Here is a 13,316-nt window from a genome sequence, read left to right as displayed (position 1 = left end):
CAGCACCCCACTACCGCCGCTTTCCGCATTCACCGACACTTTTCATTAAAATTCACCGCCCCGCCTTAGCCGGATCGCATCATCTCCCGTTCCATCATCGCCTCCAAACTCGCGAAACGTTGGAGGAGACGTGCCGCACTACCCGCGCAGATATGCCCGCGTGAAGCCCGCCGGGCTGGTGTCGCGCCAGGCCAAGATCATCACGGACCCGCGCGCGCCCGTCATCAACTGCACGCTGATCGACTATTCACCCGGCGGCGCCTGCGTCGATCTCGGCGGCCAGGTGAACATCCCCGACCGGTTCGAGCTCCTGCACGTCAACACCAAGAAGCGCTGCCGCATCGCCTGGAAGCGCGGCACGCGCGTGGGCGTGGTGTTTTAGAGGGGGAAACGGTCTTGCTAACTTTCCCTCTCCCCTTGTGGGAGAGGGTGGCTCGCCGCAGAGCGGCGAGACGGGTGAGGGGTTTGTCTCCGCAGTCTCATCTTTCACAGCTGAATTCGCGGAAGCAAACCCCTCATCCGGCGCTTCGCGCCACCTTCTCCCACAAGGGGAGAAGGAAGAGACAGTCACTTCCGCATCCGCGCTTTCGCGCCGGCGACGATCTGCATGGCGACGCCGGCGATCCAGCCGAGCAGGACGAGCCAGGTCCAGGCCATGTGCGGGTCGAGGCGGAGCACGATGACGGCAACGGAAGCGAGCGCGGTGAGCGTGGCGAACAGCGTGCCGGCCGAGCTCAGGAATTCCGCAGCGTCGATCTGGCTGTGCGCATCATCGAAGGGCAGCTGCGGCGTGTCGATGCCGAGATAGAAGCCGACCGCGCCGAGCACCATCATCGCCAGCAGGAAGCCTTGCGTCGTCAGCGGGGCGATCGCCGAGCCGACATAGGCGCCGACGAACAACCCGCACGCCGCCCCCGCCATCGCAAGGCCGACGCGCTCGAACACATGGGCAGTCTTGCGAACACCAAAACGCATGCCGGCCTCCGTGACGCCTCGAGGGGACGGAGGTTAGGCCAGTTTTGCGAAGGGCGGAAGGCGAGGAGTTCTACGGATACGTGAGCGGAGTGGCGGCGCAATGCGTGGCTCGCCACGAACACGGTGTCCCCGGCCTAGTGCGCAATTGCGCACGGGGGCCCGTGACGAGACCGTTATGCGCGCCGCAACCGCACACGTCCCGCTACCGTGCCCCGAACGTGGTCTTGCCGAACAGCGCCTTTTGCGCCTGTGGCTGCGAGCGCCAATATTGCGGTGGGGCCTCGACCTCGCCGCCGAGCTCAGCGGCAGCGTGCCAGGCCCAGCGCGGGTCGTAAAGCATGCCGCGGGCGAGCGCGACCATGTCGGCCTTGCCGGATGCGACGATCTCCTCGGCGTGCTTGCCTTCGGTGATGAGGCCGACGGCGATGGTGGGCAGGCCGGTCTCGCGCTTGATGGCTTCTGCGAACTGCACCTGATAGCCGGGGCCGAGCGCGATCTTCTGCAACGGCGAGACGCCGCCGGAGGAGGCATCGATCCAGTCGACGCCGCGCGCCTTCAACGCGCGCGCGAATTCGATCGTCTGCGCCAGATCCCAGCCACCCTCGACCCAGTCGGTCGACGACACCCGCATGCCGACCGGCTTGTCGGCGGGGAAGGCTGCGCGCACCGCCTCGAACACTTCGAGCGGGAAGCGCATGCGGTTTTCGAGAGAGCCGCCATATTCGTCGGTGCGCCGGTTCGAGATCGGCGACAGGAATTGATGCAGGAGATAGCCGTGCGCGCCATGAACCTCGATGGCGTCGATGCCGAGCCGCGCGGCGCGCTTGGCGCTGTCGACGAAGGCCTCGCGGATGCGCTTCAGGCCCGCGGCATCGAGCGCGAGCGGGGCGGCCTCGCCCTCCTTGTGCGGCACAGCCGACGGCCCAACCGTCTGCCAGCCGCCCTGCCCTTCCGGGATCAGCTGCCCGCCGTCCCAGGGCCGCGCGCTCGACGCTTTGCGGCCGGCATGGGCGAGCTGCATCGCGATCGCCGTGGAGGAATGCTTGCGCACCGAATGCAGGATCGGCTTCAGCGCGGCCTCGCAGGCATCGCTGTAGAGCCCGAGGCAGCCCGGCGTGATGCGGCCGATCGCCTCGACATGCGTCGCCTCGATGCAGAACATCGCCGCGCCCGACAGGCTGAGATTGTTGATGTGGCTGAAGTGCCAATCGGTGGCGACGCCGTCATCGGCCGAATATTGGCACATCGGCGACACCACGAGGCGGTTCTGTAGCGTCAGGCCGCGCAGCTTGATCGGGGAAAACAGGACGGACATGCGGGGAGTTCCGGAAGGTAGGAGGAATGGAAGCAGTTGCATGAAGTGTAGTCGCCGGGCAGCGGATTGCTAGCTGCGCGGCGGGAATGGGGGACCGCGGGGCCATGCATTGCGGCAGGCGTCTGGGGAGCGCCCCCCTACTCTACCAGCGTGAATTGCAGCAGGATCGTCCGCTGCAGCATCGAGAAATTGTCGTCGGAGATCAGCGTCAGCACGGTCTCGCCGTCGGCCGTGACGTGGGCGTCGATGCCTTCCATGTTGTCGATCTCGTGGCCGAGATCGGCGGCGAACAGCGTGAGGCCGTCGACGACGGTGCCTGGCCCGATCGACTTCAGCGGGATCGCGCGGATGCGGATGTTGACGCCGGTGAACCAGGAGAATTTGCGTTCGAGGATGAGGAGATCGCCCGAAGGCAGCAGCACGGCGTCGCTGATGTCGAAATTCTCCGAGCGCCGCACGCTGAACTGGCCGGGCGTGGCGCCGCCGATCAGGAAGGCGAGCAGGTTGCCGTCGGCATCGAGCCCGCGCTCGGAGAAGGCGATCAGCGTGCCCGCGAGCGGCTGGCCCTTGCCCTGTCCCTGCCCTTTGGGCACGACGACCATCGCCTCCAGCCCCTTGTTGTAGGGCAGCTTGCGCAAGGCTGGCGGGACGGCGATCAACTCGCCGCGGGCGCTTGTGCCGCCCTTGGCGAAATCATAACGCAGGATCTGGTTGACGCGTTCGAGCCCGACATAGAGGAGGTTGCCGTCGCGCGCGAGCGACTCGGTGTCGTACCACAGCCGCTTCTCCGTGATCGGCCGCCCGTCCGCGCCCAGCACCGGCGCGGCCTCGACGTCGGCGAGGCCGACCATCTCGCGGCCGGAATAGCGGATCGTGCCGGTGAACCAGCCGCCTTGGTCGGAAATGGCGAGGAAGCGCTCGCCCTTGCCGTCGAGGAAGCGCAGGCCGGACAGGCCGCCGAAGCCGCGATAGGGCGAGGTCAGCACCAGGCCGCTGCGGAAATCCAGCGAGCCGAAACGCGTGCGCGACCGGTCACGCGGCTCGAAATTGGCAATGGTCCGCGCGTTGACCTCGACGCTGACGGGCGCGGTGACGGCGTGCTCGAGCTGGAGCGGGCGCGGCGGCGGCTCGGTCGCGGGCTGCAGTTGGGCCTGGGCCTGCGCCAGGCGCGGCAACGCGAGAGTGGAGAATCCCGCCGCCGCGAGGCTGACGAAGCTGCGGCGGGATCGATGCGTGGTCACGAATGCAATTTGCGTCGCGGGCGACCGGGTGCTTGCGTGGGCGCCGTGTTGGTCTCGCTGAAAAGCTCGGCGAGCTTCTCGGTGATGGCGCCGCCGAGCTCTTCGGCGTCCACGATCGTCACCGCGCGGCGATAATAGCGCGTCACGTCATGGCCGATGCCGATCGCGATCAGCTCGACCGGCGAGCGGGTCTCGATCTCCTCGATGATGTGGCGCAGATGCCGCTCGAGATAATTGCCGGGATTGACCGACAGCGTGGAATCGTCGACCGGCGCGCCGTCCGAGATCATCATCAGGATCTTGCGCTGCTCGGGGCGGCCGAGCAGGCGCTTGTGCGCCCAGTCCAGCGCCTCGCCGTCGATGTTCTCCTTCAGCAGGCCCTCGCGCATCATCAGCCCGAGATTCTTTCGCGCGCGGCGCCAGGGGGCGTCGGCCGACTTGTAGATGATGTGGCGGAGATCGTTGAGGCGGCCGGGATTGGCCGGCTTGCCGGCGGCAAGCCACGCCTCGCGCGATTGCCCGCCCTTCCAGGCGCGCGTGGTGAAGCCGAGGATCTCGACCTTGACGCCGCAACGCTCCAGCGTGCGCGCCAGAATGTCGGCGCAGGTCGCCGCGACCGTGATCGGGCGGCCGCGCATCGAGCCGGAATTGTCGAGCAGCAGCGTCACCACGGTGTCGCGGAACGTCGCCTCCTTCTCGTGCATGAAGGACAGCGGATGATAGGGATCGGTGACGACGCGCGACAGGCGCGCGGGGTCGAGGATGCCCTCTTCGAGATCGAACTCCCAGGCGCGGTTCTGCTGGGCCATCAGGCGGCGCTGCAGGCGGTTGGCCAGGCGCGCGACGATGCCTTGCAGATGCGCGAGCTGCTTGTCGAGATAGGCGCGCAGCCGCTCCAGCTCGTCATGGTCGCAGAGGTCTTCGGCGGCGATGATCTCGTCGAATTTCGGCGCGAAGGCGTGGTATTCCGGCCCGCGCGGCTCGTTCTTGCCGTGCGAATTCGGACGCGTCGCCTCGCCCGGCGTCTCGTCGTCGCCGAGCTCGCCGTCATCGAAGGTGTCGGAGGTCGATGCCTGCGCGCTTTCCATCGCGCTCTCGCTCATCTCCTCGCTGGTCGCCTGCGCCTGGTCGGCGCTCATCTCCTGCGCGGCATCGGAATCGGGCGAGCCCTCGGCACCGGACTGGTCGTTGTCGCCGTCCTGGTTCTCCTCGTTCTCGTCATTGTCCTCGGTGTCGGCGTTGCGCTCGTCGCCGAGCTCGAGCGCCGAGAGCAGATCATGCACGGCATCGCCGAACCGGGTCTGGTCCTCGAGCACGCCGTCGAGCCGGTCGAGCCGCCTGCCGATCTTGTCTTCGAGGATCGGACGCCAGAGATCGACCATCTTCTTGGCGGCCGTCGGCGGCGCCATGCCGGTCAGGCGCTCGCGCACCAGCATCGCCAGCGCATCGGCGAGCGGCGCATCGGCGCGGTCGGTGATCTCGTCGAACTTGCCGCGGTGGAAATGGTCGTCGAGCATCGCGGTGAGATTCTTGGCGACGCCGGCCATGCGGCGCGCGCCGATCGCCTCGACTCTCGCCTGCTCCACCGCCTCGAACACGCCGCGCGCCTGCGGATTGCCGGGCATCAGCTTGCGATGAACCTTGGGATCGTGGCAGGCGAGCTTGAGAGCGATGGAATCGGCATGGCCACGCACGATGGCGGCGTCACGCTTGGTCATCTTGCGTGCCGGCTCGGGCAGCCGCGCCTTGCCGGGCGCAAGCCCCGGGCGCTCGGCAGCGAAAGAGACGTCGAGCTCGGGCGCCTTGGCGATCGCCTTGAGACACGAGGCGACCGAGCGCTTGAACGGCTCGGTCGGCGCTTCCTTGCTGTTGCGGAATTTGGAGTTGGAGGTGGTCATCTGACCCTATCTGTCGTCCCGGCGAAGGCCGGGACCCATAACCACCGGCCGCTCTGTGTCAGGAAACTAGCAGTGACGTTCAATCGAGACATCACGCGGTATGGGTCCCGGCCTTCGCCGGGACGACAACACCGAGAGAGCCTCAGCTCAGTGCCACGTTCACCGCGGATTCCGGCAGCTCCGTATTGAAGCAGCGCTGATAGAACTCGGCGACCAGCGGACGCTCGAGCTCGTCGCATTTGTTGAGGAAGGTGACGCGGAAGGCAAAGCCGATGTCGCCGAAGATGTCGGAGTTCTCTGCCCAGGTGATCACCGTGCGCGGGCTCATCACCGTCGACAGGTCGCCGTTGGCGAAAGCGTTGCGGGTGAGATCGGCGAGGCGCACCATCTTGTTGACGATGTCGCGGCCCTCCTGGGTGCGATAATGCTTGGCCTTGGCCAGCACGATCTCCACTTCCTCGTCATGGCTGAGATAGTTCAGCGTGGTGACGATCGACCAGCGGTCCATCTGGCCCTGGTTGATCTGCTGGGTACCGTGATAGAGGCCCGAAGTGTCGCCGAGACCGACGGTGTTCGCCGTGGCGAACAGCCGGAACGCCGGATGCGGCTTGATCACCTTGTTCTGGTCGAGCAGCGTCAGGCGGCCCGACACCTCAAGCACGCGCTGGATCACGAACATCACGTCCGGGCGGCCGGCGTCGTATTCGTCGAACACCAGCGCGACATTGTTCTGCAGCGCCCAGGGCAGGATGCCATCGCGGAATTCGGTGACCTGCTTGCCGTCGCGGACCACGATGGAGTCCTTGCCGACGAGGTCGATACGGCTGATGTGGCTGTCGAGATTGACGCGCACGCAGGGCCAGTTCAGCCGCGCGGCGACCTGCTCGATATGGGTGGATTTGCCGGTGCCGTGATAGCCGGTCACCATCACGCGGCGGTTGCGGGCAAAGCCAGCGAGAATGGCGAGCGTGGTGGCGCGGTCGAAGCGATAGTCGGAATCGACTTCGGGCACGTGAGGATCGACTTCGGAATAGGCGGGGACTTCGAGATCGCTGTCGATCCCGAACACCTGGCGCACCGACACCTTCATGTCGGGCTGACCGGAAACTTCCTCAACTTTGGACAGGGCGGCGGTCGTCATCAATCCTCCGAGGTCCCGGGCGGTCCCGAAACCGGTTATTCGCACGTTGGCTGCGGCTGGGTGCTGAAAATCAACCTATCAGAGACGCGTTGCCGGCAGAAGCCCGGCCACCAATCAAAGTTCCGTTGTGTTTTCATTTAGATAGGCAAGGAACGCAGTTTTTGGAGGGCTGCCTTGCGAATCACGCCCGAATTTCGGGCGGGGTAACCTCGCTGCCGGCCGAAATGGCACTGTTGCCGCATATGCTTGCCTATGTAGGGTCTGACTCTCGCTGCTCCAGCCCCACCCTTGAGACGACGTGACAACCTTCCTCGATCCCCTCATCGCCTTCGTCTCGGCCCATGCGTGGCTGGCCTATCTGACCCTGTTCCTGGCGGCGCTGCTCGAAGCCGTTCCGGTGGTGGGCTCAGTGATCCCCGGCTCAACCATCATCCTGGCGCTGAGCGCGCTGGTCCCGGGCGGCGAATTGAAGCTGCCATGGGTGCTGCTGGCGGCCGCGCTCGGCGCGGTGCTCGGGGATGGGTCGGCCTATTGGATCGGGCACCGGCGGCAACGCGAGATCCTCACCACTTGGCCGCTGACGAACTATCCGCGTGTGGTCGCGCAGAGCGAAAGCTTCTTCAACCGCTTCGGCACCTGGGCGGTGTTCTTCGCACGCTTCGTGCCGCCGATCCGCGCCTTCGTGCCGGTGACGGCGGGAGCGCTGGGGATGGCGCCGGCGAAGTTCTACGCGGTGAACATCCCGGCGATCCTGACCTGGGCGCCGGCCCATGTGCTGCCGGGCGTGCTGGCGGTGTCGGCCCTGCACGAATATGCCGGGCTGCATCATCACGCGCATATCGGCAAGCACATCTGGATCCTGACGGTGGTCGGCGCAGCGATCGTGCTGGGCCTGACCGTTTGGATCATCCGGCGCCGGAACGCGAGCGAAACCAAGGCATCGAAGCCGCAGAGCTAGTCCGGCGGCGCGACCTTCTTTCACTTCGGATTGAGCAACACCCACAGCCGCGAGATCCTGCCGCCTTCGACGAGAGCCACGTCGGCTCCCGTCACTGCGACGCGCCCATGCTCGGGACCGCCGTGCCAAGCCAGCCGCCCCAAGCCATGATGCCCGACCGCGATGCCATCGGGCACGAACCTGAATGCCGGCCCGAACTGCTTGAGAAGCTCTCCGGCGACGCGCGATATCCCCGACTGTCCGCGAACGATGTTCGTCGGCTCGTACATAATTGGGGCCTCAACGAACAGCTCCGCGACAGCGGCTCGCCGCTTGTCATCGTCCCGCTCGTTGAACACGCGCTCCAGGTTCGACCGGAGCAGATGGTCGAAATCGATATTGTCGGTTGTCATCTTGCAGCCTTTCGTCGTGCCTCGTGTTGGCGATCATCTTCGGTTCATCAGCCGAACTTGACCAGGTTCAGCGCCGGAAGCGGACCGCCGGGAAACTGGGTCAACCTTGCTCCGATCGCCAGCGAGCCCAGGTCGATGCCAAAGAATCCGAGCCGATCGATCAGTGCGCCAACGCTTGCTTTCGCACCAACATCATCTCCCGAATAGAACAGCACGCGCTTGCCGCCGTCGCTCGCCGGATCGCTCGCGAGGACCTGCGCCAAGAGATGATTGAAGGCCTTCACGACGCGCGCCGCGGGCACCAGATCGGCGAAAACTTCCGACGAGGCGCGGCCGCCGAGATCAGCCGGCTTGAACAAGGGCGCCTCGATCGGATTGTTGGCGTCAATGACGATGCGGTCGCCGAACGGCGGCAGCCCGGCGAGCGCCTGAGGCAGCTTCGACCAGTTGACCGCGACGAAGACGATATCCTTGGCAGCCGCCTCTTCGCGGGTGCCGGCGGTCACGAGCGGACCAATCTCGGCCACCGTCGCGGCCAAGCTTTCGGGGCCGCGGCTGTTGGACAGGGTTGCGGCGATGCCATTGCGCGCCAGCGCCTGAGCGATGGCGCGGCCGATATTGCCGGCGCCGATGATGCCGATGGTGGACATGGAACAACTCCGAAGTGGTTGGGATCAGCCGTGCTGACCGATGGCGTAGAGATGACGCAAACATTCCCCTTTGATTAGGCGTGTATCGGTCGTAAGATTTTCAAAGATCGCTTGTAAATGAGCTCATGGAAACGCTGGCGAATCTCGAATCCTTCATCCGCAGCGCTGAATGCGGCAGCTTTTCAGAAGCTGGTCGACGGCTCTCGCTGACGCCCGCGGCCGTCAGTCGCAACGTCGCCATGCTGGAGCGCAATCTCGGTGTCCGCCTGTTTCATCGCTCGACGCGGAAGCTGACGCTGACCGAGGCCGGAGAGACGTTTCGCGCGGCGATTGCCGGCAATCTTGAGGGGCTCCAGGCAGCCATCGCCGGAATATCGACTGGAAGTGAGGAGCCGGCGGGCCTTCTCAAGGTCAGCCTGCCACCGACATTCGGCACATCCCACATCCTACCGCTTCTTCCGGGCTTTCTGGCGCGCTATCCGCGCGTCCGCCCCGAGTGGCACTTCGAGAATCGTCAGGTCGATCTGGTCGGCGAAGGCTACGACGCAGCGATCGGAGGCGGATTCGAATTGTTACCGGGTCTCGTCAGCCGAACCCTTGCACCTGCCCACATCGTCGCCGTGGCGTCGCCAGCCTACATGGCCGGTCGTCTAGCACCGATCCGGCCGGACGAATTAGCCGCACTGGACGGCATCGTCATGCGCTCGCTGCAGACGGGACGCATCCGTCATTGGTCGATGCGCGATGTTTCGGGCCAGGAGGTTGAGGCGGTGCTGTCTCAATCCTTCGTGGTCAACGATCCCACAGCAATGCGAGAGGCTGCATTGTTGGGCCTGGGAGTTGCCATGCTCGCCACCGCGGACATCCTTCCGGCGCTCGAAAATCGGTCGCTCGTCCGCCTGGTGCCGCGCTGGTATTGCGACGCCGGCGCGATCTCGATCTACCATGCATCGCGCAAGCTCGTGCCGGCAAAGACGAGAGCTTTCGTGGACTGGGTCGCGGACGCATTCAGGAAGAACAGGCTCGCCGAGCGGTTCGCCGGAAGCTTGGGCTGACACGCATGTGTGGGCCCTCCGCACATTAATCCTTAGCCACCCGCCTCCCCGGCGCCGGCCCCACATACCTCGCCCTTGGCCTGATCAACTTGCCGAACTGCAATTGCTCGCTGGCATGGGCGATCCAGCCGACGCTGCGGGCCATGGCGAACAGCGCGAGCTCGCTACCGGCGGGCAGGCGCAGGGCGTGCACGAGCACGGCGAGGGCATAGTCGATGTTGACGAACTCGCCGGTGGCTTCCGCGATCCGCTCCGGCACTTCGCGGGTGAACTTTCGCGGCGCGCCGGCGCGCGACAAGGCGTTCAGTAGCGATTGGGCGCGGCGATCGCCGCGCTTGTAGACGCCGTGGCCGAAGCCGGCAAAACGCTCGCCGAGCGCGACGCGCTCGCGTACCATCGGCTCGACATCACGATCGATCAGCGTCTTCACGAGCTGCGAGGCCAGCACGCCGGCGCCGCCATGCTTGGGCCCCTTCAGCGCGGCGAGACCGGCGATCACGGAGTCATAGAGATTGAGGCCGGTCGAGGCCGCGCAGCGCGCGGTGAAGGTCGAGGCGTTCAGCTCATGGTCGGCGAGCAGCACCAGCGCGCGGCGGATCAGATCGGACGCATGCTTGTTGTCCGCCGCCCAGGCTTGTCCCACCTGCTGATGCAGCGGCTCGGCCGAGGCTTCCGCATTGAGCATGGTCCCGACCAGCAGGCGGACGATGCGCGCACCGACCAGCGCGCGGCCATCGGGCGCGCGGGTGAAAGCGCGGGGATCGGCGCTCGCGGCCAGCGCGAGCACGGCAATGGCGCGGTCGATCGGAGCGGCCCGGCGCGCTGCCTGACCGATCGTGCGCATCTCCTCGGACAGAAGCGGCAGATTGTCAGGCGCGAACGGATCGACGCCGGAGACGTCCCACAGCAGCGTGGCCGCGTGCTCCAGCGTGTCGTTCTCGGCGAGATCGACGCAGTTGACGCCGCGATAGATCGCGCCCTCCTCGGTGATGGTCGAGATCTCCGTATCCATCACCGGCAGGTCGGCGTCGAAACTCCGCAGGCCCCGCGGCTCGGGCGAGGGCACCCGACGCTCCTTCAGCGCTCGGACGTCCTCGGCGCGGTAGCGGTTCTTCCGCGAGTCCGGCGTCGGTTCGGAGCGGATCAGGCCGCGGCTGACATAGGCGTAGAGCGTGGCCGGCGAGATCGCGAGTTCGGCGGCGGCCTCCCGGGCGGAGAGGTAAAGCTCGCTGGAATATTTCATATTGATTTATGTAATCAAGATTGATCAATCTGTCGAGAGACCCGACCTTACCACTGGGTGCAGCGCAAAGGAGATTGGGCCATGAACATCCACCTCACCAAAAGCCAGATCGGATTGGACGGCGTCCCCGCAGCCGAGACCGTGCTGAGCCATGTCGACGGCGAGCGCGGCGAACTGATCATCGCCGGCGAGCATGTCGGCAGCCTCGCCGCCAAATCGAGCTTCGAGGACGTCACCGCCCGGCTCTGGAACGGCGCCAGCAAGACGGCCTTGAGCGAAGCTCACGTGCGGGCGAGCCTGGGCGCTGCGCGGGAGCGCGCCTTCGCGCGCTTGCCGGAGCTGCTGCCGGCAACACAGGGCATGGGCATCGTCGACGGGTTTCGTGCGGCCGTCGCGGGGCTGCGCGCCGAGCACGGCCTCGAGCACGAGGCCACCATCGTCGGCGCGTTCCCGGTGATTGCGGGCGCGCTGGTCCGCCGCGCCAAGGGCCTCGAGCCGGTCGCGCCTGATCGCAACGCGAGCCATGCCGCCGATACGCTCCGCATGCTGCATGGGCGCGCGCCTGCAACACGCGAAGTCACCGCGCTCGATGCCTATCTCGTCACCGCCAGCGACCACGGCATGAATGCCTCGACCTTCACCGCGCGCGTCGTGGCCTCGACGCAGGCCGATCTATTCGCCGCCGTCACCGCAGGCTATTGCGCGCTCACCGGCCCCTTGCATGGCGGGGCACCGGAGCCGGTGCTGGAGATGCTCAATGCGATCGGCTCGCGCGAGCGGATCCAGCCATGGGTCGATGCGGCACTGGCGCGCGGCGAGCGGATGATGGGTTTTGGCCACCGCATCTATCGCGTGCGCGATCCGCGCGCCGACGTGCTGAAGACCGCGGTCGAAGCACTGGCGTCGAACGGCACCGATTTGCCGTTTGCCGGCGAGGTCGAGGCCTATATCCGCTCGGCGCTGCGCAACAAGAACCCGGACCGGCCGCTGGAGACCAATGTCGAGTTCTTCACCGCGATCCTGCTCGACGCGCTCACGATCCCGAGGCAGGCCTTCACGCCGATCTTCGCGGTGGCGCGGGTCGCGGGATGGACCGCGCATGCGCGCGAGCAGCAGCGGACCGGGCGGCTGATCCGGCCGAGTTCGTCCTATGTAGGCGCGATGCCGGAGTGAGGCGCGGTAGCACGGCGTAACACCATGTCGTCCCGGCGAAAGCCGGGACCCATACCGCGTGATCTATCGATGAACTTAAGTGAGAGTACCGCGGGAAGACGGCTTCGCTGCGAGTCTTCGCCAAACCTCTCCCTGGGGTTATGGGTCCCGGATCTGCGCTTCGCTTGTCCGGGACGACACCGAGGATGTGGCGCCGAGGTTCCTCGACCCTATGCAGCGATCGCGAGGCCCTACGCCTCTCGCACCACCGTCTTCAGATAATTATACGCCTTGATGATCTCGATCAGGCGATCCTCGGTGGAGCGGTCGCCGCCATTGGCGTCGGGGTGGTGCTGCTTCACCAGCGCCTTGTACTTGGTCTTGACGTCGGCGAGCGTGGCGCTGGGGCCGAGGCCCATGACCTGAAGCGCCTTGCGCTCGGCGTTCATCACCTTGCGCGTCTCGGCCTTGGGCTCGGCCTCCGGCCCCTTCCGCCAGCTGACGCGGCCGTTGATCTCGCTGAACATGCTGAACGGATCGGAGGCCATGTCGATCTCGGCTTCCGCACCCTTCTTGCCGCCATTGGCGCCCATCTTCCAGGTCGGGCGATGGCCGGTCAGCGCATCCTTCTGGTAGCGCGCCACCGCATCGGCATTCATGCCGGAGAAGAAATTGTAGTTCTGGTTGTACTCGCGCACATGGTCGAGGCAGAAGTGCCAGTACTCGCGCTGGTTCTCGCGACCCTTCGGCGCGCGATGCGCGCCCTTGTTCTGACAGCCGGCCCACTCGCAAGCGGCCACGGTGTCACGCGGCTTCACTTCCGGCTGCTTGCCCCGCGGCTTCACGCGGATGGAGTCGAAGAATTTTGATGAATCGATCGGCATGGCTGACTTTGACTACGCAATGCAAAAACCTTCAAGTCTTGACATTGCAATTCGCTGAACACCGGGTCGCAATTACCTGGGATGCCCGGGTATTGACGGGGTGCGATCGCGCACCTTAATGGCACACATGGCTATCAGAGACACTATCGGCAACAAGTTGCAGGAAGCTTTCACGCCGGAAAGCCTGCAAGTCGTCGACGAGTCACATTTGCATGAGGGCCACGCCGGCCATCAGCCGGGCGGCGAGACGCACTTCCGTGTCTATATCGTATCTGATGCCTTCAAAGGGAAGAGCCGGGTCGACCGCCATCGCATGATAAATTCGGCGCTAGCCGCGGAACTCTCCGGCGGCGTGCACGCGCTGGCGATCCACGCCCAGGCGCCGGGGGAAAATTAGGTCGGTCATTCCGGC

The 13,316-nt window shown here is 65.8% G+C and carries 14 protein-coding genes; 5 read left to right on the top strand and 9 right to left on the bottom strand.

From position 1 onward, the window contains the following. Window positions 1-130: 130 nt before the first annotated feature. A complete protein-coding gene (locus BCCGELA001_RS03010; RefSeq protein ID WP_060734589.1) occupies window positions 131-382 on the top strand; it encodes a PilZ domain-containing protein in 252 nt (83 codons plus the stop codon). Between the two features lie 185 nt (window positions 383-567). Here BCCGELA001_RS03010 and BCCGELA001_RS03005 read toward each other — a convergent pair whose 3' ends face one another. The 5 genes from BCCGELA001_RS03005 to cobS all read right to left on the bottom strand — a co-directional run bounded on the left by BCCGELA001_RS03005 (window position 568) and on the right by cobS (window position 6,570). Continuing rightward, entirely contained in the window at window positions 568-975 is a 408-nt protein-coding gene (locus BCCGELA001_RS03005; RefSeq protein WP_060734588.1) for a hypothetical protein, read from the bottom strand. A 202-nt stretch (window positions 976-1,177) separates the two neighbouring features. After that, on the bottom strand, window positions 1,178-2,290 hold the full coding sequence (locus tag BCCGELA001_RS03000; protein ID WP_008542174.1) for an NADH:flavin oxidoreductase/NADH oxidase: 1,113 nt from the start codon (window positions 2,288-2,290) through the stop codon (window positions 1,178-1,180). A gap of 137 nt (window positions 2,291-2,427) precedes the next feature. After that, window positions 2,428-3,531 carry an esterase-like activity of phytase family protein gene (locus BCCGELA001_RS02995; RefSeq protein ID WP_008542173.1) on the bottom strand — a complete coding sequence of 368 codons (1,104 nt, stop codon included), beginning with the start codon at window positions 3,529-3,531 and terminating at the stop codon, window positions 2,428-2,430. After that, the gene (cobT, locus tag BCCGELA001_RS02990; RefSeq protein ID WP_008542172.1) at window positions 3,528-5,429 is read right to left on the bottom strand and encodes a cobaltochelatase subunit CobT; all 1,902 of its coding nucleotides are present in this window, start codon (window positions 5,427-5,429) and stop codon (window positions 3,528-3,530) included. Before cobT ends, BCCGELA001_RS02995 begins: the two co-directional genes overlap by 4 nt. Window positions 5,430-5,571: 142 nt before the next feature. Beyond that, window positions 5,572-6,570 (bottom strand): cobaltochelatase subunit CobS, encoded by a 999-nt coding sequence (cobS, locus tag BCCGELA001_RS02985; protein ID WP_060734587.1) that lies wholly within the window; start codon window positions 6,568-6,570, stop codon window positions 5,572-5,574. A 298-nt stretch (window positions 6,571-6,868) separates the two neighbouring features. Here cobS and BCCGELA001_RS02980 point away from each other — a divergent pair, with 298 nt between their 5' ends. Continuing rightward, window positions 6,869-7,528, top strand: a complete 660-nt coding sequence (locus BCCGELA001_RS02980; RefSeq protein WP_060734586.1) for a DedA family protein — start codon at window positions 6,869-6,871, stop codon at window positions 7,526-7,528. 20 nt (window positions 7,529-7,548) lie between these two features. Here the strand turns inward: BCCGELA001_RS02980 and BCCGELA001_RS02975 are convergent, their stop codons facing one another. After that, window positions 7,549-7,920: a nuclear transport factor 2 family protein gene (locus tag BCCGELA001_RS02975; RefSeq protein ID WP_008542146.1), complete on the bottom strand. Its 372-nt coding sequence runs from the start codon at window positions 7,918-7,920 to the stop codon at window positions 7,549-7,551. A 47-nt stretch (window positions 7,921-7,967) separates the two neighbouring features. Then, entirely contained in the window at window positions 7,968-8,570 is a 603-nt protein-coding gene (locus tag BCCGELA001_RS02970) for an NADPH-dependent F420 reductase (RefSeq protein WP_008542145.1), read from the bottom strand. 125 nt (window positions 8,571-8,695) lie between these two features. Here BCCGELA001_RS02970 and BCCGELA001_RS02965 point away from each other — a divergent pair, with 125 nt between their 5' ends. Further along, window positions 8,696-9,625 carry a LysR family transcriptional regulator gene (locus tag BCCGELA001_RS02965; RefSeq protein WP_008542143.1) on the top strand — a complete coding sequence of 310 codons (930 nt, stop codon included), beginning with the start codon at window positions 8,696-8,698 and terminating at the stop codon, window positions 9,623-9,625. Window positions 9,626-9,650: 25 nt separating this feature from the next. Here BCCGELA001_RS02965 and BCCGELA001_RS02960 read toward each other — a convergent pair whose 3' ends face one another. Then, a complete protein-coding gene (locus BCCGELA001_RS02960; RefSeq protein WP_060734585.1) occupies window positions 9,651-10,868 on the bottom strand; it encodes a citrate/2-methylcitrate synthase in 1,218 nt (405 codons plus the stop codon). 81 nt (window positions 10,869-10,949) lie between these two features. On the opposite strand from BCCGELA001_RS02960, the gene BCCGELA001_RS02955 reads away from it, so the two are divergent. Continuing rightward, window positions 10,950-12,041 carry a citrate synthase/methylcitrate synthase gene (locus BCCGELA001_RS02955; RefSeq protein WP_060734584.1) on the top strand — a complete coding sequence of 364 codons (1,092 nt, stop codon included), beginning with the start codon at window positions 10,950-10,952 and terminating at the stop codon, window positions 12,039-12,041. Between the two features lie 230 nt (window positions 12,042-12,271). Here the strand turns inward: BCCGELA001_RS02955 and BCCGELA001_RS02950 are convergent, their stop codons facing one another. Continuing rightward, window positions 12,272-12,904, bottom strand: a complete 633-nt coding sequence (locus BCCGELA001_RS02950; protein WP_008565752.1) for a J domain-containing protein — start codon at window positions 12,902-12,904, stop codon at window positions 12,272-12,274. Between the two features lie 118 nt (window positions 12,905-13,022). On the opposite strand from BCCGELA001_RS02950, the gene BCCGELA001_RS02945 reads away from it, so the two are divergent. Continuing rightward, window positions 13,023-13,301: a BolA family protein gene (locus tag BCCGELA001_RS02945; protein WP_083543286.1), complete on the top strand. Its 279-nt coding sequence runs from the start codon at window positions 13,023-13,025 to the stop codon at window positions 13,299-13,301. Window positions 13,302-13,316 lie beyond the last annotated feature (15 nt).

The organism is Bradyrhizobium sp. CCGE-LA001, assembly GCF_000296215.2.
GTDB lineage: Bacteria > Pseudomonadota > Alphaproteobacteria > Rhizobiales > Xanthobacteraceae > Bradyrhizobium.
Note: the sequence above shows the minus strand (reverse complement) of the source record. Positions and strands in the feature narration are given on the sequence as shown.

Bases quoted from the DNA above. Each gene is read 5' to 3' on its own strand.
- BCCGELA001_RS02955 (WP_060734584.1), top strand. From the start codon at position 10,950: ATGAACATCCACCTCACCAAAAGCCAGATCGGATTGGACGGCGTCCCC.
- BCCGELA001_RS03000 (WP_008542174.1), bottom strand. From the start codon at position 2,290: ATGTCCGTCCTGTTTTCCCCGATCAAGCTGCGCGGCCTGACGCTACAG.
- BCCGELA001_RS02950 (WP_008565752.1), bottom strand. From the start codon at position 12,904: ATGCCGATCGATTCATCAAAATTCTTCGACTCCATCCGCGTGAAGCCG.
- BCCGELA001_RS02970 (WP_008542145.1), bottom strand. From the start codon at position 8,570: ATGTCCACCATCGGCATCATCGGCGCCGGCAATATCGGCCGCGCCATC.
- cobS (WP_060734587.1), bottom strand. From the start codon at position 6,570: ATGACGACCGCCGCCCTGTCCAAAGTTGAGGAAGTTTCCGGTCAGCCC.
- cobT (WP_008542172.1), bottom strand. From the start codon at position 5,429: ATGACCACCTCCAACTCCAAATTCCGCAACAGCAAGGAAGCGCCGACC.
- BCCGELA001_RS03005 (WP_060734588.1), bottom strand. From the start codon at position 975: ATGCGTTTTGGTGTTCGCAAGACTGCCCATGTGTTCGAGCGCGTCGGC.
- BCCGELA001_RS02960 (WP_060734585.1), bottom strand. From the start codon at position 10,868: ATGAAATATTCCAGCGAGCTTTACCTCTCCGCCCGGGAGGCCGCCGCC.
- BCCGELA001_RS02965 (WP_008542143.1), top strand. From the start codon at position 8,696: ATGGAAACGCTGGCGAATCTCGAATCCTTCATCCGCAGCGCTGAATGC.
- BCCGELA001_RS02975 (WP_008542146.1), bottom strand. From the start codon at position 7,920: ATGACAACCGACAATATCGATTTCGACCATCTGCTCCGGTCGAACCTG.
- BCCGELA001_RS02945 (WP_083543286.1), top strand. From the start codon at position 13,023: ATGGCACACATGGCTATCAGAGACACTATCGGCAACAAGTTGCAGGAA.